Here is a 22273-nt window from a genome sequence, read left to right on the forward strand (position 1 = left end):
GCTTCCGATGCCTCCTCGGACCGGGCGGAGTTCCCGCTGCTCGCTGTCGACAACCTGTCCCCCGTCACCCTGGCCACGAGCATTGATCGCTCGTGCGCTCGTCCGCCATGGCCGGTCGCCGCCCAGCCCCCGTGTGGCCGAACCAGCCCGTCGAGAGTGTGCGCGCACGGTCTCGTCGTCGGAAGGGGTCGCGCGGGTCCGGACGACCGATCATCGTTGCTCCTTCCGCTCGACGTCGCGCTCGGTGATCCTCATGCGCAGAGTGCAAGGCTGTGAGAGGTATCACCAAACCGAGGAGAGCCTCCAGCCGTAGCGGCGTCGGCGCAGATCCACCGTCCCGAACACGGACCGGCGTGACTGTGCCCGCAGGTAACGGTTGCGCTCAGTGTGCAAGCGAATCGTTCAGTGACCGGGGATGCGAGAGCGTAGGGCAAGCGGGGATGGCCCACGGTGCGTCCCGGCGACCGCCGGGCCCGCGCGAATACGGCTCCGCAGTGCCGGTGGGCCGTCCCTGATCTGCCCGGACGGCGGCGCCGAGCCCTATTGTCGGTCCGGCGCGCGGGCGGCGACGTGGTGACAGTTTTCTCCGGCGGGCAGCCGTGCAGCCGAGGCGCGCATCTGGAGGGCCGATGGACTGGTGGGACCCGACGATCGCTGCCGTGGGGCTGCTGGTCGGCATCGTCGTCGGCCTGACCGGTATGGGTGGCGGCGCCCTGATGACGCCGATCCTCGTCTTCTTCTTCGGCGTCTCTCCACTGGCGGCCGTGTCGAGCGATGTCGTCGCCAGCCTGTTCATGAAGCCGATCGGCGGCGTGGTGCATCTGCGCCGCGGCACCGTCCACCTCGGCATGGTGAAGTGGCTCTGCGTGGGATCCGTCCCCGGGGCGTTCACCGGGGTCCTGCTGCTCCGGTTCATCGGTGAGGGCGGCAACCTCCAGGACATCCTGCTGACCGCACTGGGCGGCGTCCTGGTGCTCGCGTCACTGGCGATGGCCGCGAAGGCCTACCTCCGGCTGCGGGAACGGGAGCGGCGTCGGGCACGCGGCCGGTCGGATGCGCCCGAGCGGCCGCTGACCACCATTCCGGTGAAGCGCCTGGCCACCGTGCTCGTCGGGGCCGGTGGCGGCCTGGTCGTCGGGATGACCTCGGTCGGTGCCGGGTCGCTGATGATCGTGTCCCTGCTGCTGCTGTACCCCTCCATCCGTGCCGGACAGCTCGTGGGCACCGATCTGGTGCAGGCGGTGCCGTTGGTGGCCGCGGCGTCGGTCGGGCACCTCATGTTCGGCGACTTCGGTCTCGCCCTGACGGCCAGCGTCCTGGTCGGCGCCATCCCTGGCGTCTGGCTGGGGGCTCGCGTCTCCTCGCGGTCGCCCGGGAGCCTGGTCCGGCGGGCCCTCACCGTGATCCTGCTGGCGTCCGGGGTCAAGCTGCTCGGCGCCTCGACGACGGTCGTCCTCCTCACCGTCGCCGCGGCGCTGATCGGGGGTCTTGCGGCCTGGACCTGGGTGCGGGTGCGGCACGGCGAGGCTCCCCTCGCCCGGCAGGAGCGCCGTCGTCGCCAGGCAGCCCGCGAGTCCGGACCCACCGCTACGTCGGCGTCCGCAGGCTGATCCGTCGGCCTGGATCATCTGTTGACGACGTGGGGTAGTCGGCCGGGTACGGGTCGTTCCGACCGGGCCGTGCGGCGAGACCGCGGACATTCGTTTCTCCCGAGCGGGGCAGGTGCGAGGACCAAGGGCCTGTCGGGGTCCAGGGGCGCCATGCAAGATGACGCACCGTTGCGCCGTCCCCGTCCACCCGGCCGTGCCGCCGGCCGACCCGATCAGTAAGGACGCCGATGCTCCCCGAGCCGCAGTCGCCCAGCACGCACCTCCGCGAGGGGGACCTGTCGGACGCCGAGCTGGCGGTCGAGCTGGCCGGGACGGCCGGGCGGACGCTGCTCGAGCTGCGGGCCGGCGTGGGGAACCTGCCGACCGACGAGGTCAAGAAGCGGGGCGACGAGGCCGCCCAGCAGGTCCTCGCCGCCGGCCTGGCGCAGGCGCGGCCACGTGACGCCGTGCTGTCCGAGGAAGCGGTCGACGACGCCGCCCGGCTCGACGCGGCACGGGTGTGGATCATCGATCCCCTCGACGGCACCCGGGAGTACTCGGAGGGCCGATCCGACTGGGCGGTGCACGTCGCCCTGTGGGAGGCCGGTGCCCTGGTCGCCGGCGCCGTGGCGCTCCCCGGACTCGGCACCGTGCTCACGACCGAACCGGCCGCGGTGGTCCCCTCCCGTGACGGTGCCGCACCGCTGCGCATGGCGGTGAGCCGCAGCCGCCCCCCGGCCATCGCGACCGGCGTGGCCGAGGCGCTCGGCGCCGACCTCGTCGCGATGGGCTCGGCCGGCTTCAAGGTCGCCGCCGTCGTGCGCGGCGAGGCCGATCTCTACGTGCACGGCGGCGGCCAGTACGAGTGGGACTCGGCCGCGCCGGTCGCCGTCGCCATGGCGGCCGGACTGCACGCGTCCCGCCTCGACGGGTCGCCGCTCCGCTACAACCAGCCCGACCCGTACCTCCCCGATCTGGTGGTCTGCCGGCCCGAGGTGGCCGAGCAGGTGCTCACCGCGATCGAGCGGGTGCAGCGGGATGTCCAGTGACCACGGGGGGCCGACGATGACCGACACGCTCACGCACCTGCAGCGGCTCGAGGCCGAGAGCATCCACATCATGCGGGAGGCGGTCGCCGAGAGCGAGCGCCCGGTGATGCTCTACTCGATCGGCAAGGACAGCTCGGTGATGCTGCACCTGGCCAGAAAGGCGTTCTTCCCCGCCCTCCCGCCCTTCCCCCTGCTCCACGTCGACACGACGTGGAAGTTCAAGCAGATGTACGAGTTCCGGGACAAGACGGCCGCCGAGCTCGGCATCGACCTGCTGGTGCACCAGAACCCGGAGTGCGTGGAGCTGGGCATCAACCCGTTCACCCACGGGTCGGCGACGCACACCGACATGTGGAAGACCCAGGGCCTGAAGCAGGCGCTGGACATGCACCGGTTCGACCTGGCATTCGGCGGCGCGCGCCGGGACGAGGAGAAGTCCCGGGCGAAGGAGCGGGTCTTCTCGCTCCGCTCGGCGCAGCACCGCTGGGACCCCAAGCAGCAGCGTCCGGAGCTCTGGCGCACCTACAACGTGCGCCGGAACCCCGGCGAGACCATGCGGGTGTTCCCCCTGTCGAACTGGACCGAGCTCGACGTGTGGCAGTACATCCACCTCGAGGAGATCCCCATCGTGCCGCTGTACTTCGGTGCACCGCGGCCGGTGGTCGAGCGCGACGGCGCGCTGATCATGGTGGACGACGACCGTCTTCCCCTCTTCGACGGCGAGGAGCCGCAGCTGCGCAGCGTGCGGTTCCGGACCCTCGGCTGCTACCCGCTCAGCGGCGCGGTGGAGAGCACCGCGGACACGTTGACCGCGGTGATCCAGGAGATGCTGCTGACCACGACCTCGGAGCGCCAGGGCCGGGTCATCGACCACGACTCCGCCGGTTCGATGGAGAAGAAGAAGCAGGAAGGCTACTTCTGATGACCGTGCCGTCGAGGCTCATCGCCGAGGACATCGAGTCCTATCTGAACGTCCACCAGCACAAGTCCCTGCTCCGTTTCATCACCTGCGGCAGCGTCGACGACGGCAAGTCCACGCTGATCGGGCGGCTGCTGTACGAGTCGCACCTGGTCTTCGAGGACCACCTGGAGGCGCTGGAGGCGGACTCGAAGACGGGGACCCAGGGCGGTGAGCTCGACTTCGCCCTGCTCGTCGACGGGCTGGCCGCCGAGCGGGAACAAGGGATCACGATCGACGTCGCCTACCGGTTCTTCTCCACCGAGAAGCGCAAGTTCATCGTCGCCGACACCCCTGGCCACGAGCAGTACACCCGCAACATGGTCACCGGTGCGTCGACCGCCGAGGCCGCGGTCATCCTGATCGACGCGCGCAAGGGCGTGCTCACCCAGACGCGACGGCACAGCTACCTGGTCTCGCTGCTCGGGATCGGCAAGATCGTCGTCGCCGTCAACAAGCTCGATCTGGTCGGCTACTCGCGCGACGTCTTCGACACGATCGAGGCGGAGTACCGCGACTTCGCCGCCCAGATCGGGCTGACCGACATCGTCTGCATCCCCATGTCGGCGCTCCGGGGCGACAACATCACCGAACCCAGCCAGAACACGCCCTGGTACCACGGCCCGACGCTGCTCGGATACCTCGAGACGGTTCCCGTGGGGCAGCACGCGAAGGACGGGCCGTTCCGGATGCCGGTCCAGTGGGTCAACCGCCCCGGCCACGACTTCCGCGGCTTCTCGGGGGTCGTCGTCGGCGGCCGCGTGCGACCCGGTGACCGGGTCCGCGTGGTGCCGTCGGGTCAGCAGAGCACGGTCGTCCGGGTCGTCACCATGGACGACGACCTGGACGAGGCGGTCGCGGAGCAGTCGGTGACCCTGACGCTCGCCGACGAGATCGACGTGAGCCGCGGCGACGTGCTCTGCGCGGCCGACTCACCGGCAGGCTCCGCCGACCAGTTCGAGGCACATGTCGTCTGGATGGCCGAGAACGAGATGATGCCGGGCCGGCCGTACCTGCTCAAGCTCGGTGCGCGCACGGTCCCCGTCTCGCTGAGCCGGCCGAAGTACCGCGTCGACGTCAACACGCTCGAGCACGCCGCGGCGACGACCCTGGCCCTGAACGAGATCGGGGTCTGCAACCTCAACCTCGACCGGCCGATCGCGTTCGACCCCTACGCGGAGAACCGCGACATGGGCGGCTTCGTGCTCATCGACCGACTGACGAACGCCACGGTCGGGGCGGGGATGCTGCACTTCGCGCTGCGTCGCTCGCAGAACGTCCACTGGCAGGCGATCGACGTCGACAAGGCGGCGCAGGCCGAGCTCAAGGGACATCGGCCCTGCGTGGTCTGGTTCACCGGGTTGTCCGGTGCCGGCAAGTCCAGCATCGCCAACCTGGTGGAGAAGCGACTGCACGCGCTCGGGGCGCACACCACGCTGCTGGACGGCGACAACGTCCGGCACGGGCTGAACAAGGACCTGGGCTTCACCGAGGCGGACCGGGTGGAGAACATCCGCCGGGTGGGCGAGGTGTCGCGCCTGATGGTGAACGCGGGCCTCGTCGTCCTGGTGTCGTTCATCTCCCCGTTCCGGTCGGAGCGCCGGATGGCCCGCGACATGGTCGACGAGGGCGAGTTCGTCGAGGTCTTCGTGGACACCCCGCTCGACGTCGCCGAGCAGCGTGACGTCAAGGGGCTCTACCGGAAGGCGCGCCGCGGGGAACTCACCAACTTCACCGGCATCGACTCGCCCTACGAGGCGCCGGAGAACCCCGAGATCCGCATCGACACGACGGTCACGGTCCCCGAAGCGGCCGCCGAGGAGATCGTCAACCGCCTGCGCGATCTGGGCGTGCTCCGCTGACGCGGGGTCAGGAGCCGTCGGGCTGCACGGCGGCCTGAGGCTGCACCAGCCACGCTCGAGCGGCGCTGTAGTCCTCGGCCATCCCGACCAGCTGACTTCCGCACGGTGAGTGCTCGATGAGCAGCCAGCCGTCGTCGAACGCCTCGATGACGGTCAGGTCGCTCCGGTCCGGCAGCCCGAGGGGAAAGCACGCCGACCGGATCTCCCGATAGCAGCGGTCCACTGCCGGTACCCGCGATTCCGCCGGTGCCTCTACCCCTGTGGCAGGGCGAGCAGGGGCTGGTGGGGCCGAGTGGATGCGCTGCGCCCGATTCGGTCCAGTACCGCGGTGTCACCGGTCATGCCGGGCAGCGTCCTACCAATGGTCCCCCGGGACAAGGGAGGCGCTCGTCGGGTTCTCGGGTGCGTGCCCCGCCCGCGCCGCCGGGGCTGACCCGGCACCCTGCCCGACGTCGCAGCACCCGGTCGCGAGGTGACCGAGGGCCTGGTCCTCGCGCAGGCCGCTCTTCCCGACCGCGGCGACGAATATCGCGGCCAGCACGCCGAGGCCCACCCACGTCGCGAGCACGATCAGCAGCACGCGACCCATCGTCGGGGCGGGAGCTGTCAGCAGGCTGATCGGCGGCTGTCGGTCTGCCGTCGGTCAGGTGGCCAGTGCGTGACGGAGGCCGCGTGCGGCGGATCAGGCGGGCGCACCCACCCGCGCGGTCCACCCGTCCCAAGCCGAGGCGACCATGTCCCGCAGCCCGAACCGCGCCTCCCACCCCAGCGCGTCCCGGATGACGTCCGCGGCCGCCACGACCCGGGGCGGGTCACCTGCCCTCCGGGGGACGACGACCGGTTCCGCCCACTCCGCACCCGCCGTCCCGGTGACGTCCCGGATCGCGGTGACCATCTCGCGCACCGATACGCCCTCGCCGCGACCGACGTTGGCGGTCAGCGCCTGCAGGCGCCCGTCGCCGAGGGCCCGTGCGGCGGCCACATGGGCCGACGCGACGTCGGCGACGTGGATGAAGTCGCGGATGCACGTGCCGTCGGGAGTGGGGAAGTCATCGCCGAAGATCAGCGGCGCCTGCCGCTCGACGAGCCGCCGGAAGACCATCGGCACCAGGTTGGTCTCCCCGACGTCGGCCAGGTCGGGACTCGCCGCCCCCGCGACGTTGAAGTACCGCAGGTTGGCGTACCGGAGTCCGGTGGCCCTCGCCGCGCCGGCGACCAGGTGCTCACCGTCGAGCTTGGTCTGCCCGTAGGGGTTCACCGGGCGGCACTCCGTGTCCTCGCGGACGAGGTCGACGTCGGGAGCACCGTAGACGGCGGCGCTCGAGGAGAAGACGAAGGCGCCGACGCCCGTGGCAGCCGCTGCCTGGAGAAGGCTGCGCAGACCCTCGACGTTCTCCCGGTGGTAGTACTCCGGACGGCGGACGGACTCCTCGACCTTTTTCTTGGCCGCGATGTGGACGACGCCGGTCACCGCGTGCTCGTGCATCGTCCGCTCGAGCATCGCCTGGTCGAGCACAGTTCCCTCGACGAGCGGTGCGCCGGCCACCCGCTGCCGGTCCCCCGTCGACAGGTCGTCCACCACCACCACGCGCTCGTCGGCGGCGCGCATGGCAGCCACCACGTGAGCGCCGATGTACCCGCAGCCGCCCGTCACCAGCCAGGTCATCGGCGCAGACTAGCCGCTGCCGGCTCCGACGCGGGGCCGAGCGGAGCCGGCGGCAGCCCCTGCACGAGGTTGTCCCGGACGACGAAGGTCCGCTCGAGCTCGGCGGCCCGCCGCCGCTCGTGGCGGCGGCCACCGAGCAGGGTCGGCCAGAGCCCGGCCCCGACGTCCTCGGCCCAGCCCACCAGCAGGACGACGACCAGGATCAGCAGCCACGTCGTCGCGTAGTGGAGCAGCGCGCCCGAGGCGTCGTCGGTGTGGTACGCCGCCAGCGGGGAGAGGGCGAGCGCCGGAACGGCGGCCGCCGCGGCGGCGGGCGCCCACAGGAAGACCGTCATGGTCCGGGCGCCGACCGCGGACACCACGGTGCCGGGCCATCCGCCGCGCAGCCGGTCGCCGCGCCACGGCACCCGCAGGAGGAGCAGCACGGCCCCGAGCGAGCACAGGAGGGCGGTCAGCGGGGAGTCGTCGACCGTTCCCGCCGGGTACACGTCTCGCCACAGGGCGAGGGCCAGGCCGGACCCGAGCAGGGCGCCCCCGGCGGCCAGCGCGACGAGCGGCCGCACGCGGGGCAGCGTCCCGGCGGAGCGGGCGAGCCCCACTCCCCAGCAGCAGCCGAGGACGCAGACCGCCAGGACGACGTCGCGCGCCCGGCCGGTCAGGGTGACGATCCCGGCCGTCAGCAGCAGGACCGTCAGCACCGGCACGGCCAGGAGCCGCAGCGGCCACCGCCGGACCAGCCACAGCAGCGCCGGCGTGGCCAGGGTCAACCACAGGTAGGCGGGCACGAACGCGGCGGTGAGCACCCACGGGGTGCCCTCGACCGAGGCGGGTGGTTCCGAGATCGGGAACAGCCAGAGCCACACCGTCGACCAGGAGAACGGCTCGGCTCCCTGGAACGGGGCGGCGCTCCAGCCGAGGGTCAGCATGGTCGCGACCACGGCGACGGCGAACAGCCAGAACGGCAGCAGGAGCGTCGTCAGCGCGCGGCCCACGGACGCGCGGGCGGAGGCCGCCCGGTCCGTGGCCGCGGCGGCGACGGCGCCGCCGACCGCGAAGAGGACACCGACGGCCGGGACGAGCAGCGGCAGCCACGACAGGTCCAGGACCGTGCCGGTGACCACGACGACCAGCGCCGCCGCGGCCAGGAGACGCAGGTAGGGATCGATCGCGACCCTCACGAGGGGTTCCCGCCGCCCGTGACGGCCGCGAGCGCGGGCCACACGTCCGGGTCCTCGCCGCCCAGCTGCCAGATCGCGACGCCCCGCAGCCCCGCCTCCACGGCGAGGTCCTGGGCGGCCTGCAGCGACCGCGCGTCCTCGTACCAGACGGTGTGCTGCTCGCCGTCCCGGACGTAGCTGAACGTGCGCGATGCGGCACCCTCGTACCAGGCCGGCTCGGCGCCGACCTCGGCGGCCAGGGCCGCGGCCTCGGCCGCGCCGATGACCTCGCCGCGGGTGCCGACCCAGTCGTAGCCGTAGGTGGGCAGCCCGAGCATCAGCTTGTCGGCGGGCACCCGCTCGACGGCGTAGTCGATCACCGACGACACCCAGTCCAGCGGCGCGACCGGTCCGGCGTCGCTGGTGCTCCACGAGTGGTCGTAGGTCATCACCCGCACCTGGTCGGCGACCCGGCCCAGCAACTGGTAGCTGTAGGCCAGGGTCCCCGGGTCCTCGTCGGCCGACCGGGCCGGCACGGCGACGGTGAGGTCGAGGCCGTGCTCGTCCAGATCGGCGCCGAGCGCGGTGAGGAAGTCGATGAACTGCGGCCCGGCGGTCGGCGGCAGCGCCTCGTAGTCGATGTCGATGCCGTCCCAGTCGTTGGCCAGGGCCAGGTCGACCAGCGCCTCCCGGTGCGCCAGCTCCCGGGCGGGGTCGCGGAGCAGTTCGGCGACGAGCTCGCCCTGCCAGCTGCCGTCGGCGAAGTTCTGGACCGTGGGCAGCAGGCGCGCGCCGGCCGCCTCGAGCCGGTCGAGGACCTCCGCCGTAGGCGGCGTCACCACCAGTTCGCCGTCCAGGCCCACGGTGGCCCAGGTCGGGCTCACCTCCGTGACCCCGCCGACGTCCAGCGCCGGACGCAGGGACTCGGCGGCGCGCTCGTCCCACACCGGGAGCCACGCGGCGGCCACCAGCGGCCGGTCCCGGTCGGCCAGCTTCCCGGGCAGCGTGAGGGCCGCGGCCACGGCGAGAACGGCGACGACGACCACCGCCGATCCGTAGATCCACCGGCGCCGGCTCATGCGGGCACCGTCACCGGCTGCTCGGCGGCCTCGTCCATGTGCGCCGTCCGGGCCAGCTTGTTCCAGCCCAGCCGGATGCCGCGGACGGCCGTGCCGATCGTGGCGTACAGCAGGTAGGCGCGCAGCGGCTCGTAGATGAAGCGGTACAGCGGAACCATCAACAGGTGAGCCGGCCTCTCCTCGAGCAGGCGGACCGCGACCGCGGCGATCGCGCCGTAGATGACGGCGAACAACAGGAAGTAGCCGAGCACGGGGAGCGGCCCGGCCGAGGCGAGCATCTGCAGGACCACCACGACGACGAGCGGGGTGAACACCAGCGGCAGCAGGATCTGCAGCGCCGCCATGGGCATGATCAGCATCCCGAGCCAGCCGAACCGCGGTCGGAGGATCATGTCGCGGTGCCGCCAGAGGGCCTGGACGGTGCCGAACATCCAGCGCACCCGCTGCTTGAGCAGGTCGTCGACGGTCTCCGGCGCCTCGGTGAAGGCCACCGCCTGGTCGGCCTGCTCCACCCGCCACCCGTGCTGGTGCAGCAGCAGGGTGAGGTCGCAGTCCTCGGCGAGCGTGGCGTTGCTGTACCCACCCGCCTCGAGCACCGCCTCGCGGCGCCAGGCGGCGCAGGCGCCGGGCACGATCATCACGGCGTTCAGCAGCGCGGACGCCGACCGGTCGACGCCGATCTGGGTGATGTACTCCAGCGCCTGCCAGCGGGTGACGACGTTGCGCGCGTAGTTGCCCACCTTGATCACGCCGGCGACCGCGCCCACATCGGGCCGTGTGAAGCCGGCGACCAGGTGCCCGACGGTGGTGGGGGCGAAGAGCGTGTCCGCGTCCAGGGTGACGACGACGGGGTGCCTCGCCTCCTCGAAGCCGCGGTTGAGCGCCGCCCACTTGCCCGAGTTGGGTTGCTGGAGCAGCCGCACCCGCGAATCGAGCTCGGCCACGTCCCGCACCATCGCCGCGGTCCCGTCGGTGCTGCCGTCGTCGACCACGAGCACCTCGTCGACCGGGTACTCCGAGGCGAGGACGTACTGCAGCGTCCGGGTGATGACCAGTTCCTCGTTGTAGGCGGCGATCAGCACCGACACCCCGGCCGGCGCCGCGACGTTCGGGGCCTTCCGCCGTCGCCGCGACCGCACCACCGCGAGAACGGTGGTGAGCAGACCCAGCCCGAGCATCGTGACCAGGGCGAGGACGAAGAGGACGGTGAGCACCGAGCCGGGCCAGACGAACAGCACGGTGGCGAGGCCCAGCGCGGCGGTGTCCCAGGCGGAGACCGGGGCGGTGCCGGTGGCCGCCTGGATGGCGGGCATCACCTGCGGCATCGAGTGGAACGTGTAGCCGGCGGCCCGCGCCTCGACGATCAGCTTCTCGACGTACTCGAGGGTCAGGGTGCGGTCGGCGCCCCCGTCGTGCAGCAGGACCGTGATGTTGCTCTGCTCGTCCAGTGGCGGCATCGGCACCTCGTCGACGTCCGTGCCGACGGGGAAGGACCAGTCCTGCGGGTCGAAGTCGTGCGACGCGACGGCGTAGCCCAGCTGCTGCGCGCGCAGGATGCCGGTCAGGTCCTTGCGGATCGACTTCTCGTCGGCGCCCTCGTAGGGCAGCCGGAAGTAGGAGGCGTAGTTCCCGGTCTCCGCGCGCAGGAGGCGGTCGGTCAGCGCGAGCTCCGCCCGCTGGCGGAAGGACGGCGTCTCGTTCATGTCGACGTGGGTCAGCGTGTGGTTGGCCACCGCGTGACCCTCCAGCGACAACCGCTGCACGATCTCCGGATGCCGGGCCGCCTCGTCGCCGATCACGAAGAAGGTCGCCGGGACGCCGTGCTCGCTGAGCAGGTCGAGCAGCTGTGGCGTGTGCACCGGGTGCGGACCGTCGTCGAAGGTGAGCGAGATGGTCTTCTCCGCCGTCGCGCTGTATCCGTACCGCTGGACGGCGTACTCGGCGTCGCGTGCCTTGGTGGCGTCGGCCGCCGACAGCTCGCCGACCACCTGCCCGTAGAAGGGCTCCTGGGCGTAGGTCCTGCCGCCGGACTCCAGCAATCGGACGACCCGGACCAGGGGGCCCTCCCCCACGACGGGCGGGTCGCCGATCTCGTCGAGCGTGGGCGCCTCCGGCACGCCGGCGCCGGCCAGCGCCGGCGACGCGGTCAGCTTGGGCACCGCCACCGCGATCACCGCGATGAGGGCGGCGAGGAGGACCAGCGCGGCGATGCGGACACGCCGCCACCGGCGCCCGGTGGGGTTGAGGAACACGGGGAGCCGGCCGATCTCCCGTGCGCGGGCCGCCGAGCTCCCACCTCGCTGGGTTCGCCTGATCACGAGCTCCTTCGACGTGCGCTGGTGGGACACGGGCCGCGGGCTGTCGGTCGGCGCCGCGATGCCGGGCGGGGAAGGCCGGCGCGGGTGGCACGGTCGGCGACGCTGGGACGTGTCGACGACGACGCGACCAGCCTTCGGACCGCCCCGCGTGCACGGTTCGGTCCGACCTGGCGCCTCGATGACGCGGCGACAGCCGCTCGCGTCGTACACCCGGTGCCAGCGATGCTTCAACGCGTGACTACTGAGCGTCAAACGATGCGGGTGTGATCTCCGCATGATCAGCGTGGTGGTTGCGCTCAGTGATCGAAAGTGGTCTGCCTGGTATCGAAAAGGTGCGTCAAAGGTCCAGCTCAGCGCCACGCGCCTGATGACGACGCCCTGCACGGGGCGCTCCGAGAGTTCATCAGGTCGTCATCTGTGTGACAGAGCGTAGGGCCGGTTGTCCACGCCCGGCCATGCTGAGCGTGACCGACACCCGCGCGCCGTGGGTCCGCCCGCGCACAGGAAGGCTCAGAGGGCGGCGAGGTACTCCCGGAGCGCCTCGCGCCAGTCGCGCGGCTGGAACCCGGTGGCGGTGATCTTCGCGAGGTCCAGCACGCTGTTGAGCGGGCGCGCCGCGGCCTGCGGCTTGTCGGCGAAGTACTCCACCGTGCTCGTCCGCCCGACGTCGGACGCCGAGCGGCCGCGGGCCTCGAAGACCGCCGCGGCGACGTCGGCCCAGGACGCCGGCCCCCCGGCGCACGTCAGGTTGTAGGTGCCGAACGGCGCCCGGGTGCGCAGCAGGTGGGCGATGCCGCCGGCGAGGTCCGGGGTGACGGTGGGCCGGCCGATCTGGTCGTCGACCACGGTCGGCGAGACACCGCGGTCGGCCAGGCCGGCCATGGTCCGCACGAAGTTGCCGCCCTCGCCGACGACCCACGTCGTCCGCACCAGGTAGTGCTCGGCGACGTTCGATGCCTGCACGTCGCCGTCGGCCTTGCTCCGCCCGTAGACCGACAGGGGGTGGGCCGGCCAGTCCTCGGGGTGCGGTCCCTGGTGCGTGCCGTCGAACACGTACTCGCTGGAGATGTGCACGAGCGTGGCCCCGCAGGTGCGCGCCGCGCGGGCCAGGTGGCCGACGGCGTCGACGTTGGCCGCCCGGACGGCGGCGAGGTTCGCCGGGTCCTCGGCGGCGTCGACCGCGGTCCAGGCCGCGGCATTGAGGACGACGTCGACGCCGGCCCACGGATAGGCGCCGACGGCCGCGGCATCGGTCACGTCGAGCCGGGAACGGTCGAGCGCGACGGCGTCCGGGAACTCCCGCTGCAGCGCCCGGCCCAGCTGGCCGTTGGCGCCGACGATGACCGTCGTCACTGGCCCCGGGCCGCGTACTTCGCCTCGACCTGCTGCTTGAGCGGGCCCCACCACGCCTCGTTCGCGCGGTACCAGTCGATGGTGGCGGCGAGTCCGTCGCGGAAGTCGGTGAACTGCGGCTTCCAGCCCAGCTCGTCGCGCAGCTTGGCGGCGTCGATGGCGTAGCGCAGGTCGTGGCCGGCGCGGTCGGTCACCGAGTCGAAGGCGTCGCCCGGCTGCCCGAGCAGTTCGAGGATCAGCGACAGCACCTCGCGGTTGTTCTTCTCGCCGTCGGCGCCGATCAGGTAGGTCTCCCCCGACCGGCCGCGCGCCAGGATCGCGTGCACGGCGGAGTTGTGGTCGTCGACGTGGATCCAGTCGCGCACGTTCTCGCCCTTGCCGTACAGCTTGGGGCGCAGGCCGGCCAGCACGTTGGTGATCTGCCGCGGGATGAACTTCTCGACGTGCTGGTAGGGCCCGTAGTTGTTGGAGCAGTTCGAGATCGTGGCGTGGATGCCGAACGAACGGACCCAGGCGCGCACCAGCAGGTCGGAGCCGGCCTTGGTCGAGGAGTACGGGCTCGACGGGTTGTACGGCGTCTCCGGGGTGAACTTGGCCGGGTCGTCCAGCTCGAGGTCGCCGTAGACCTCGTCGGTGGAGATGTGGTGCAGTCGGACGCCGTGCTTCCGCACGGCCTCGAGGATCGTGAAGGTGCCGATCAGGTTGGTCTGCACGAACGGCGAGGGGTCGGTCAGCGAGTTGTCGTTGTGGCTCTCGGCGGCGAAGTGGACGACGACGTCGGCCCGGCCGACCAGTTCGTCGACCAGTGCGGGGTCGGCCACCGAGCCGTGCACGAACTCGATCCGGTCGCGCACCGGTGCCAGCGATGCCTCGTTGCCCGCGTAGGTGAGCGCGTCGAGCACGGTGACCTGGTGCTCCGGGTGCTCTCGCAGGGTGTAGTGGACGAAGTTCGCGCCGATGAATCCCGCTCCCCCGGTGACGAGAAGACGCACGGGCACTCCCTGACTGCTCGGTGGACGACGGAGCCAAGCTTGCCGCATCGGTCCGGGTGCCGTCGTCCGGCCCTCGTCGGGCCGGGAGTCCCGCAGCCGGCGCTCAGCCGCCGAACGGCACCTCGAGCGGCTCCGGCAGCCGGCAGCGCAGCCGGAGCTCGAGGATCTGCGATCGGTCGAGGCCCTGGGTGTCGAAGTAGGTGACCTCGTTCATCCGCCCGGCCAGCGGCATGACGCGGGAGTCCAGCAGCGGGAGGCTCTGGCCGGAGGCGTCCTCGAGCCGGTAGGCCTGCCGCACGCTCGCGTGGACGTCGTCGAGCAGCCAGGGCCAGGAGAGATGGAAGCTCATGCTGTCGAGCCACTCGGTGACCAGCAGCAGGCGCACCTCGCGCCCGCCCGCAGCGGATACGACGACGTCAGGAGCGCTGACGCGGCGGACGGCGGACAGATCGGCGCGGGAGCCGGCCAGGTCGCTCATCGGGAGGCCTCCGGGAACGGCCGGGCCGCGGAGGAGCGGATCACCGATAGGAGGAGCACGGTCCCAGGCTGCTCGGCCGGACGGCGGACCGCAACGAGTTCTCCTCCGACGGGGGGACCCGGACGGTCAGTGGGAACGCAGCGTCGGGACGGGGCCCGGCAAGATTGCTGCATGCCTGCTCCCCGCCTCCGGCTCAGCGACGCCCAGGTGGCCGCGGTCGCCCGCTACGGGTTCGGTCTCGACGGCGTCCCGGAGCTGCCGCCGGCCGCGGAGTACGAGGACGCCCAGGGGGTGCTGGTCGCCACCTCCGACGGCGAGAGCCTGACCGTGGTGGAGGTCCCGCGCTGGGAGGCGCCGGCCGCGGTCGCCGCGCGGCTGCGCGAGCGGGGCTGGGAGTCCCCCGCGGCCTGGGTCGACGCCCCGCCGGAGGATCTGTCGGTGCTGCCCGGCCGGCTCCTCGTGCTGCTTCCCGCCGGCGGCACGTCCCCCGACGCGGCCGAGCTGTCCGCCCGTGCCGGCGCGTGGGCGCCGGCGCAGACCGGGGGCCGCGAGGTCGTCGTCGTCCCGGTGCCCCTGTCGCCGGGCTTCCCGGAGGTTCCCGTCGCAGACCTCGCCGCCACGTACGGCGCGACCCTGGCGGGCAGCGGACTCGGCGTCTCCCCGCACCGCACCGGGGGCCGGGTGGTGTTCTGCACCGGGCTGTCCGGCGCCGGGAAGTCGACCATCGCCGCGCGCGTGGTGGAGCTGCTCATCGAGCTCGGCTCCACCGTGACGCTGCTGGACGGCGACGAGGTGCGGCACCACCTGTCGGCGGGCCTCGGCTTCTCGCGCGAGGACCGCGACACCAACGTGCTGCGCATCGGCTGGGTGGCCGCGCAGATCGCCAAGCACGGCGGGATCGCGGTGTGCGCGCCGATCGCGCCCTACGCCGAGGTGCGCGATGCCGTCCGCCGCGAGGTGGAGGCCCAGGCGGGGCCGGAGAGCTTCGTCCTGGTGCACGTGGCGACGTCGCTGGCCGACTGCGAGGCCCGCGACCGCAAGGGCCTCTACGCCAAGGCGCGGCGGGGGGAGATCCCGACCTTCACCGGCATCAGCGACCCGTACGAGACGCCGACCGACGCCGAGGTGACCGTCGAGACCGCCGGGCGCACCGTCGACGAGTGCGCCCAGCTGGTGCTCGACCACGTGCTGTCTGTGAGCTAGCTCACATCACGCTTCGCTCCGGCGCTCTACCGGGCGGTAGCCCCTACGTTCCCGTGGGACGGCGTCGCCTCCAAGGGCAGTGGAGACGACGCCGCCACCGCACGTTCTACTGCAGATTTCATGCTTCAGTGCTGACTCTCGTCGCGGGGTGTGTCTGTGAGCCCGCCGGCGGCTGCCCACGAGCAGCCGCGGGGGGAACGCCATGCCGATGTACCGAGTGGTAGCCGGGGCGGACGACGTCATCTACGTCTTCAGCGCCGAGAACGACGAGCAGGCGGAACGGATCGCCTGGCAGGTCTCTGCTGCGTCCTCTGCATCGTCCGCGCGCGGAGCCGAGCCCACCCGCTTCGTCAGCGTCGAAGGCCTCGTCGAGGAGCACTGGCGACGGGTGTCCGCGTGGATTCCGAAGACCACGGGCTAGGCGCCGTCAGAGCACCATCCCGGCGCCGACGGTGGCGTTGGTGGCCTCGTCGATGAGGATGAAGCTGCCCGTCGTCCGGTTGACCCGGTAGGGGTCGGTGAACAGCGGCGCGGTCACCCGCAGCTGCAGCCGGCCGATCTCGTTCAGTCCCAGGGTCCCGGCCTGCTCGTCGCGGTGCAGCGTGTTGACGTCCAGCCGGTAGCGCAGGTCCTTGACCATCGCGCGCGCCGAGCGGGTGGTGTGCTTGATCGCGTACTTGCCGCCGGGCCGCATCGGCTCGTCGGCCATCCAGCACACCATGGCCTCGACGTCCTGGGAGACCGTCGGCTGGTTGTGCGGCCGGCAGATCATGTCGCCGCGGGAGATGTCGATCTCGTCCTCGAGCCGGATCGTCACCGACATCGGGGCGAACGCCTCGGCCACCGGCCCGTCCATGGTCTCGATCGCGGCGATGCGCGAGGGCAGCCCCGAGGGCAGGACGACGACGTCGTCGCCGGGCTTGAAGATGCCGCCGGCCACCTGCCCGGCGTACCCGCGGTAGTCGGGGTGGTCGCTGGAGAACGGCCGGACGACGTACTGCACCGGGAACCGGGCGTCGATCAGGTTCCGGTCGGAGGCGATGTGCAGCTCTTCCAGGTGGTGGAGCAGCGACGTGCCCTCGTACCACGGCATGTTCGCCGACCGGCTGACGATGTTGTCGCCGGCCAGCGCGGACACCGGGATGATCGTGAGGTCGCCGACGTCGAGCTTGGCGGCGAAGTTGCGGAACTCGCCGGCGACCGCGTCGAAGACGGCCTGGTCGTAGTCGACGAGGTCCATCTTGTTGACGCAGAGCACCAGGTGCGGCACCCGCAGCAGGCTGGCCAGGAACGCGTGCCGCCGGCTCTGCTCCAGAACGCCCTTGCGGGCGTCGACCAGGATCAGCGCGGCGTTGGCCGTCGAGGCGCCGGTGACCATGTTCCGCGTGTACTGGGTGTGCCCGGGGGTGTCGGCGATGATGAACTTCCGCCGCGGGGTGGCGAAGTAGCGGTAAGCCACGTCGATCGTGATGCCCTGCTCGCGCTCGGCGCGCAGGCCGTCGGTGAGCAGCGCCAGGTTGGTGTACTCGTCGCCGCGCTGCGCGCTGGTGCGCTCCACCGCCTCGAGCTGGTCGGTGAAGATCGACTTGGTGTCGTAGAGGAGCCGGCCGATGAGCGTCGATTTCCCGTCGTCCACCGATCCGGCGGTGGCGACCCGCAGCATCTCCATCAGAAGTACCCCTCGCGCTTGCGGTCTTCCATCGCGGCCTCGCTGGCCCGGTCGTCGGCGCGGGTGGCGCCGCGCTCGGTGAGCCGGGTGGCGGCGACCTCGGCGATGATGTCGTCGACCGTGCTCGCGGCCGACTCCACTGCGCCGGTGCAGGTGACGTCGCCGACCGTGCGGTAGCGCACGGTGGCTTCGAACGGCTCCTCACCGTCGAGCGGCGGCACGTGCTCGTTGGGCCACAGCAGCATGCCGTCGCGCTCGACGACGGTCCGCCGGTGGCTGAAGTAGATCGAGGGCAGCTCGATGCCCTCGCGCTCGATGTACTGCCAGATGTCGAGCTCGGTCCAGTTGGACAGCGGGAAGACGCGGATGTGCTCACCGCGGTGCCGGCGGCCGTTGTAGAGCGACCACAGCTCGGGGCGCTGGTTCTTCGGATCCCACTGGCCGAACTCGTCGCGGAAGGAGAACACCCGCTCCTTGGCGCGGGCCTTCTCCTCGTCGCGGCGGGCGCCGCCGAACGCGGCGTCGAAGTCGTGCTTCTCGATGCCATCGAGCAGGGTGACCGTCTGCAGCGGGTTGCGGGAGGCCCTGGGTCCGGTCTGCTCCCGAACCCGCCCGCTGTCGATCGACTCCTGCACGGAGGCCACGATCAGCTTGACGCCGGTCTCGGCGACGCGGCGGTCGCGGTACTCGATGACCTCGGGGAAGTTGTGCCCGGTGTCGACGTGCATGACCGGGAACGGCACCCGCGCCGGCCAGAAGGCCTTCGTGGCCAGGTGCAGCATGACGATCGAGTCCTTGCCGCCGGAGAACAGCAGCACGGGGCGCTCGAACTCCGCGGCCACCTCCCGGAAGATGTGGACAGCCTCGGCCTCGAGGGCGTCGAGGTGGGTCAGCTCGTAGTGCGCAGTGGTCATGCGTGGACTCCCCCGTGGTTCGGGCGGGACGGCGCCGCGGCCGAGGGCAGCTCGGCGAGCGCGGCCAGCAGCCGGTCGGCCAGCGCGGGGCGACAGATCAGCAGGTCGGGCAGCCAGGGATCGGGCTGGTTGTAGTGCAGCGGCGAGCCGTCGAGCCGGCTGGTGTGCATGCCCGCGGCCGAGGCGACGGCGACCGGCGCGGCGGAGTCCCACTCGTACTGGCCGCCGCCGTGCACGTAGGCGTCGGCCTGACCGCGGACGACCGCCATCGCCTTCACGCCGGCCGAGCCCATCGGCACGAGCTCGCCACCGAGGCCGGCGGCCAGGTCCTGGACCAGGGCCGGCGGGCGACTGCGGCTGACGGCGAGACGGATCGGTCCGTCGACGGCCTCGGGGACGACCGTCGCCTCGCCGGTGTTCAGGGTGAGCCCCTCGGCGGGGACGGCGACGGCGCCGGCGGCCAGCCGGCCGCGCTCCCAGAGGGCGACGTGCACCGCCCAGTCGCTGCGGTCGAGCTCGGAGAACTCGCGGGTGCCGTCGAGCGGGTCGACGATCCACACCCGTTCGGCGCCCAGGCGGGCGGCGTCGTCGGCGCCCTCCTCGGAGAGGACGGCGTCGCCCGGGCACAGCTCGCGCAGCCGGTCGAGCAGGAAGCGGTGCGACTCGGCGTCGCCGGCGGCCTTGCGCGCGGCGGCGTCACCGAAGTCGCGGCCGCGCACCTGCAGGAGCAGCGCACCGGCAGACTCGGCCAGATCGCGGGCAAGGTCGTGGTCACTGCGGGGGGGCATGCGTCTTCCGTCCAGATCGGGTGACACCCATCCTGACGGCTGCAGCTACGAGGCATCCCCGAATCCGGGGGTACCTCATCCCATGGGGCCAGCTACGGGCGAGGCAGCACTCCAGGCGCCGAACAGTGATTCCGCCGGCAAGGGTGCTGTCACCGCGCCGTCGGATAGGGGACAGGGCGGGCCGGACGGCTGTGGCCGGTGTCCCACCGGGTACTGGCCAGTCGGCGCTCGGCGGAGGTGATCAGCTCGAACACGTCCATCGAGAGGTAGGCGCTGGTCCGTCCGTCGAGTCGACGGCGGGTGAGCACTCCCGCCTCGCTCAGCTCATCGAGCGCCCGGGCCGCGGCCCCACGGCTCACGTCGAAGAGCCGCACGACGCTGGAGGCCGTCAGCACGGGATGCTCCTGAAGGGTCTCGAGGATGCGTGCGGTCGCCGAATCGGCACGCGGCGTCTCCCGCCGGTCGTGGAGATACCGCCATGACGCGAGCGCCTCGTCCCAGTGGCCCCGCAACTCGTCGAGGCGCGCGGCGAAGTCTTCTGCCTGGCTGACCGATATCGCGACAGCCTGGAGGAACACCCGCAACCACGCAGAGACCGCTGCCGTCGCCTCCGCTCCTGCGGCGTCGCCGCTGTGGCGGTAGGCGGTGAGCCCGTCCACGTACTCCTGTGAGCGGGTGAGCAGCACGGGGCTGATCGGAAGAACCGCATGCGTCGTGAGCCCGCGGCGGACGAGAACCGTGTGGATCAGCGCGCGGCCGACGCGGCCATTGCCGTCGCGGAAGGGGTGGATTGTCTCGAACTGGGCGTGGGCCATACCCGCCTGGACGAGCGGAGCATGAGCCCCGTGGTTGAGGTAGTCCACCAGATCTTCCATCAGCCCGTCGACGTGACGCGGGGCCGGCGGGACGAACTCCGCGCTCAGGGGGTGGTACGCCGAACCTCCGATCCAGTTCTGCTCGTCGCGAACGCCGTGCAACTCCGGCTCGTCGGCAAGAAGAAGCGCCTGGAGTTCGCTGACACCCGCCAGCGTGACCGCCGGGCCGCCCGCCAATTCGTGCGTCGCTCGCCGGAGTGCGTAGATGTTGGCCGCCACTCGTCGTGCGGTCTGGTTCACGCCCTGGGCGGTGACCGCCTCCTCGTCCGCGATCTCGGCCAGACCGACCTGCTGCGGTGACACCTGGAGGCCTTCTATTCGCGAGGAGGCGATGGCCTCGGAGCGGAGCAGGAACCGGGCAAGGCCTTCGAGGCCTCGCGCGCCGGGACGGTTGCCCAATCCTCGGACAGCAGCCTCTGCTTCCCAGGCCAGCGCCGACACGTCGGGCTCGAGGACGAGTGGGCGGGGCACGAGAAGATCGGGAACGTAGGAGCGGTAGGAGCCCGATGCCCGGTCGGCGAAGCTCGGTGCGTTGGCAACGCCGCGCCACGTCCGGTCCTCCCAGCCGGCCATTCGCGCCTCCGCTTCCCCTCGAAGGTGCGACATCCCCACCCGTCATGACACCTTAGCTCCATAAAGTGTCATGACGAACCACTAATCGACAGGAAAGGTCAGAAGGTGACCTGACGGTCGACAGCCGTGCGGTCAGCCGGCGCGACGCCCCAGGGCGCGGTAGCTCCAGCCGGCGGCCGTCCACGCCTCGCGGTCGAGGGCGTTGCGACCGTCGAGCACGCGCTTCTGCTTGACGACCTCCCCGAACGCGACCGGGTCCAGTTCGCGGTACTGCTTCCACTCGGTCAGCACCAGGACGGCGTCGGCGCCCTGCGCAGCCTCCTCGGCCGTGTCGGCGTAGTCCAGCTGCGGCCACTGCCGGCGGCTGTTATCCACGGCGGCCGGGTCGGTGACCCGGACGACGGCGCCCTGCAACTGCAGCTGGGCGGCGACGTTGAGCGCCGGGGAGTCGCGGATGTCGTCGCTGTCGGGCTTGAAGGCCGCACCGAGGACAGCGACCCGCTTGCCCAGCAGCGACCCGTCGCACACCTCGCGGGCCAGGTCGACCATGCGGATGCGCCGGCGCATGTTGATGTTGTCGACCTCCTTGAGGAAGGTCAGCGCCTGGTCGGCACCCAGCTCGCCGGCGCGGGCCATGAAGGCGCGGATGTCCTTGGGCAGGCAGCCACCGCCGAACCCGAGGCCGGCGTTGAGGAACTTGCGGCCGATCCGGTCGTCGAAGCCGATGGCGTCGGCCAGCAGCTTCACGTCGGCACCGGTGGCCTCGCACAGCTCCGCCATCGCGTTGATGAAGGAGATCTTGGTGGCGAGGAACGAGTTCGCCGCGGTCTTCACCATCTCCGCGGTCGCGTAGTCACTCTCGACCTTCGGGGTGCCCCGTTCGACGATCGGCGCGTACACCTCGTCGAGCAGCGCCCGGGCGGTGTCGGCGTCGGGGCCGGCCGGCAGGCCGTAGACCAGCCGGTCGGGGTGCAGCGTGTCCTGCACGGCGAAGCCCTCACGCAGGAACTCCGGGTTCCAGGCCAGGAGCGCGCCGGGCACCTTGCCCGCGACCAGCTCGGCGAGGAACCCCGCGGTGCCGACCGGGACGGTCGACTTGCCGACGACGAGGTCACCGGCGGCGAGGACGTCGAGCAGCGACTCCACCGCGCCCTGCACGTAGCGCATGTCCGCGGCGTACTCACCGCGCTTCTGCGGGGTCCCCACGCAGACGAAGTGGACCTGCGAACCGGCCGCGTCGGCGAAGTCGGTGGAGAACCGCAGCCGCCCCGTCGCCAGAGTGCGGGCCAGCAGCTCCTCGAAGCCAGGCTCGTAGAACGGCGCCTTTCCCTGCGACAGCGCGGCCACCTTGCGCTCGTCGACGTCGATGCCCACGACATCGTGACCGAGCTCCGCCATCGACGCCGCATGCACGGCCCCGAGATAGCCACAACCGATGACCGACAGTTTCATACGAAGCTCCACATCGGAGAGAAGAGTACAAGGGGAACGGGAAAGCGCCGGAACGGCGCCGCCAATACGCACGGTAAGCGACGACGGGCTGCCTTGGCGAGTGGAACTGGCCACGTTTCGACCTCAACCTGGGCATTTACCCTGAGTAACCTTACGTGCCCGTAGAGCGACTTCACTGAGAGTTAATGCATTCGAGGTGGCGAACCGCCGAATTGGCACCCATGATCGGTCCAGCGCCCCACCGACGGGTGGGTGCGCCGGTGCGGAAGCGTCGTCCCCGAAGCCGTGGACGTCGTCT

General features: G+C 71.6%; 20 protein-coding genes. 6 read left to right on the plus strand and 14 right to left on the minus strand.

The window, feature by feature from the left end:
- The first annotated feature begins 629 nt into the window (after positions 1–629).
- From FHU33_RS22585 to cysN, 4 genes are all read left to right on the plus strand, one after another.
- Complete coding sequence (locus tag FHU33_RS22585; RefSeq protein WP_142027800.1) at positions 630–1610, plus strand: sulfite exporter TauE/SafE family protein; 981 nt, start codon at positions 630–632, stop codon at positions 1608–1610.
- A 227-nt stretch (positions 1611–1837) separates the two neighbouring features.
- A complete protein-coding gene (locus FHU33_RS22590) occupies positions 1838–2638 on the plus strand; it encodes a 3'(2'),5'-bisphosphate nucleotidase CysQ (RefSeq protein WP_142027801.1) in 801 nt (266 codons plus the stop codon).
- Between the two features lie 16 nt (positions 2639–2654).
- Entirely contained in the window at positions 2655–3560 is a 906-nt protein-coding gene (gene cysD / locus FHU33_RS22595; RefSeq protein ID WP_246064131.1) for a sulfate adenylyltransferase subunit CysD, read from the plus strand.
- Positions 3560–5458: a sulfate adenylyltransferase subunit CysN gene (cysN, locus tag FHU33_RS22600; RefSeq protein ID WP_142027803.1), complete on the plus strand. Its 1899-nt coding sequence runs from the start codon at positions 3560–3562 to the stop codon at positions 5456–5458. Before cysD (FHU33_RS22595) ends, cysN begins: the two co-directional genes overlap by 1 nt.
- A 7-nt stretch (positions 5459–5465) precedes the next feature.
- Here cysN and FHU33_RS22605 read toward each other — a convergent pair whose 3' ends face one another.
- From FHU33_RS22605 to FHU33_RS22645, 9 genes are all read right to left on the minus strand, one after another.
- Positions 5466–5681 carry a hypothetical protein gene (locus FHU33_RS22605; RefSeq protein WP_142027804.1) on the minus strand — a complete coding sequence of 72 codons (216 nt, stop codon included), beginning with the start codon at positions 5679–5681 and terminating at the stop codon, positions 5466–5468.
- 132 nt (positions 5682–5813) lie between these two features.
- Positions 5814–6038, minus strand: a complete 225-nt coding sequence (locus FHU33_RS22610) for a hypothetical protein (protein ID WP_142027805.1) — start codon at positions 6036–6038, stop codon at positions 5814–5816.
- Between the two features lie 102 nt (positions 6039–6140).
- Positions 6141–7124, minus strand: coding sequence for a UDP-glucose 4-epimerase GalE (gene galE, locus FHU33_RS22615; protein ID WP_142027806.1), 984 nt, complete (start codon positions 7122–7124; stop codon positions 6141–6143).
- On the minus strand, positions 7121–8302 hold the full coding sequence (locus FHU33_RS22620; protein WP_142027807.1) for an acyltransferase family protein: 1182 nt from the start codon (positions 8300–8302) through the stop codon (positions 7121–7123). The genes galE and FHU33_RS22620 overlap by 4 nt, the downstream gene beginning before the upstream one ends.
- Complete coding sequence (locus FHU33_RS22625) at positions 8299–9360, minus strand: glycosyl hydrolase family 18 protein (protein WP_142027808.1); 1062 nt, start codon at positions 9358–9360, stop codon at positions 8299–8301. The genes FHU33_RS22620 and FHU33_RS22625 overlap by 4 nt, the downstream gene beginning before the upstream one ends.
- Positions 9357–11678 (minus strand): bifunctional polysaccharide deacetylase/glycosyltransferase family 2 protein, encoded by a 2322-nt coding sequence (locus FHU33_RS22630; protein WP_170182641.1) that lies wholly within the window; start codon positions 11676–11678, stop codon positions 9357–9359. The genes FHU33_RS22625 and FHU33_RS22630 overlap by 4 nt, the downstream gene beginning before the upstream one ends.
- Before the next feature lie 510 nt (positions 11679–12188).
- The gene (locus FHU33_RS22635) at positions 12189–13031 is read right to left on the minus strand and encodes an SDR family oxidoreductase (RefSeq protein ID WP_170182642.1); all 843 of its coding nucleotides are present in this window, start codon (positions 13029–13031) and stop codon (positions 12189–12191) included.
- Positions 13028–14023: a dTDP-glucose 4,6-dehydratase gene (gene rfbB / locus FHU33_RS22640; protein ID WP_142027810.1), complete on the minus strand. Its 996-nt coding sequence runs from the start codon at positions 14021–14023 to the stop codon at positions 13028–13030. Before rfbB ends, FHU33_RS22635 begins: the two co-directional genes overlap by 4 nt.
- A 103-nt stretch (positions 14024–14126) precedes the next feature.
- On the minus strand, positions 14127–14501 hold the full coding sequence (locus FHU33_RS22645) for a hypothetical protein (RefSeq protein WP_142027811.1): 375 nt from the start codon (positions 14499–14501) through the stop codon (positions 14127–14129).
- 171 nt (positions 14502–14672) lie between these two features.
- Here FHU33_RS22645 and cysC point away from each other — a divergent pair, with 171 nt between their 5' ends.
- Positions 14673–15704 (plus strand): adenylyl-sulfate kinase, encoded by a 1032-nt coding sequence (gene cysC, locus FHU33_RS26050; protein ID WP_246064132.1) that lies wholly within the window; start codon positions 14673–14675, stop codon positions 15702–15704.
- A 202-nt stretch (positions 15705–15906) separates the two neighbouring features.
- Positions 15907–16125, plus strand: coding sequence for a hypothetical protein (locus tag FHU33_RS22655; RefSeq protein WP_170182643.1), 219 nt, complete (start codon positions 15907–15909; stop codon positions 16123–16125).
- 6 nt (positions 16126–16131) lie between these two features.
- On the opposite strand, the gene FHU33_RS22660 is transcribed toward FHU33_RS22655, so the two are convergent.
- The 5 genes from FHU33_RS22660 to FHU33_RS22680 all read right to left on the minus strand — a co-directional run bounded on the left by FHU33_RS22660 (position 16132) and on the right by FHU33_RS22680 (position 21975).
- Positions 16132–17373 carry a sulfate adenylyltransferase subunit 1 gene (locus tag FHU33_RS22660; protein WP_142027813.1) on the minus strand — a complete coding sequence of 414 codons (1242 nt, stop codon included), beginning with the start codon at positions 17371–17373 and terminating at the stop codon, positions 16132–16134.
- Positions 17373–18287, minus strand: coding sequence for a sulfate adenylyltransferase subunit CysD (cysD, locus tag FHU33_RS22665; protein ID WP_142027814.1), 915 nt, complete (start codon positions 18285–18287; stop codon positions 17373–17375). The genes FHU33_RS22660 and cysD (FHU33_RS22665) overlap by 1 nt, the downstream gene beginning before the upstream one ends.
- Positions 18284–19075 (minus strand): 3'(2'),5'-bisphosphate nucleotidase CysQ, encoded by a 792-nt coding sequence (locus FHU33_RS22670; RefSeq protein ID WP_142027815.1) that lies wholly within the window; start codon positions 19073–19075, stop codon positions 18284–18286. Before FHU33_RS22670 ends, cysD (FHU33_RS22665) begins: the two co-directional genes overlap by 4 nt.
- A 149-nt stretch (positions 19076–19224) precedes the next feature.
- Complete coding sequence (locus FHU33_RS22675; RefSeq protein ID WP_142027816.1) at positions 19225–20523, minus strand: Fic family protein; 1299 nt, start codon at positions 20521–20523, stop codon at positions 19225–19227.
- A 132-nt stretch (positions 20524–20655) separates the two neighbouring features.
- Positions 20656–21975 carry a UDP-glucose dehydrogenase family protein gene (locus FHU33_RS22680; protein ID WP_142027817.1) on the minus strand — a complete coding sequence of 440 codons (1320 nt, stop codon included), beginning with the start codon at positions 21973–21975 and terminating at the stop codon, positions 20656–20658.
- Positions 21976–22273 lie beyond the last annotated feature (298 nt).

The sequence above is a fragment of the Blastococcus colisei genome (genome assembly GCF_006717095.1).
In the GTDB taxonomy this organism is placed as follows: domain Bacteria; phylum Actinomycetota; class Actinomycetes; order Mycobacteriales; family Geodermatophilaceae; genus Blastococcus_B; species Blastococcus_B colisei.

Excerpts from the sequence above, each read along its gene's own strand:
- FHU33_RS22680 (WP_142027817.1), bottom strand. The coding sequence starts at position 21,975 with ATGAAACTGTCGGTCATCGGTTGTGGCTATCTCGGGGCCGTGCATGCG.
- cysD (WP_142027814.1), bottom strand. The coding sequence starts at position 18,287 with ATGACCACTGCGCACTACGAGCTGACCCACCTCGACGCCCTCGAGGCC.
- cysC (WP_246064132.1), top strand. The coding sequence starts at position 14,673 with ATGCCTGCTCCCCGCCTCCGGCTCAGCGACGCCCAGGTGGCCGCGGTC.
- cysN (WP_142027803.1), top strand. The coding sequence starts at position 3,560 with ATGACCGTGCCGTCGAGGCTCATCGCCGAGGACATCGAGTCCTATCTG.
- galE (WP_142027806.1), bottom strand. The coding sequence starts at position 7,124 with ATGACCTGGCTGGTGACGGGCGGCTGCGGGTACATCGGCGCTCACGTG.
- FHU33_RS22655 (WP_170182643.1), top strand. The coding sequence starts at position 15,907 with ATGCCGATGTACCGAGTGGTAGCCGGGGCGGACGACGTCATCTACGTC.
- FHU33_RS22675 (WP_142027816.1), bottom strand. The coding sequence starts at position 20,523 with ATGGCCGGCTGGGAGGACCGGACGTGGCGCGGCGTTGCCAACGCACCG.
- FHU33_RS22590 (WP_142027801.1), top strand. The coding sequence starts at position 1,838 with ATGCTCCCCGAGCCGCAGTCGCCCAGCACGCACCTCCGCGAGGGGGAC.
- cysD (WP_246064131.1), top strand. The coding sequence starts at position 2,655 with ATGACCGACACGCTCACGCACCTGCAGCGGCTCGAGGCCGAGAGCATC.
- FHU33_RS22645 (WP_142027811.1), bottom strand. The coding sequence starts at position 14,501 with ATGAGCGACCTGGCCGGCTCCCGCGCCGATCTGTCCGCCGTCCGCCGC.
- FHU33_RS22585 (WP_142027800.1), top strand. The coding sequence starts at position 630 with ATGGACTGGTGGGACCCGACGATCGCTGCCGTGGGGCTGCTGGTCGGC.
- FHU33_RS22660 (WP_142027813.1), bottom strand. The coding sequence starts at position 17,373 with ATGGAGATGCTGCGGGTCGCCACCGCCGGATCGGTGGACGACGGGAAA.
- FHU33_RS22670 (WP_142027815.1), bottom strand. The coding sequence starts at position 19,075 with ATGCCCCCCCGCAGTGACCACGACCTTGCCCGCGATCTGGCCGAGTCT.
- FHU33_RS22625 (WP_142027808.1), bottom strand. The coding sequence starts at position 9,360 with ATGAGCCGGCGCCGGTGGATCTACGGATCGGCGGTGGTCGTCGTCGCC.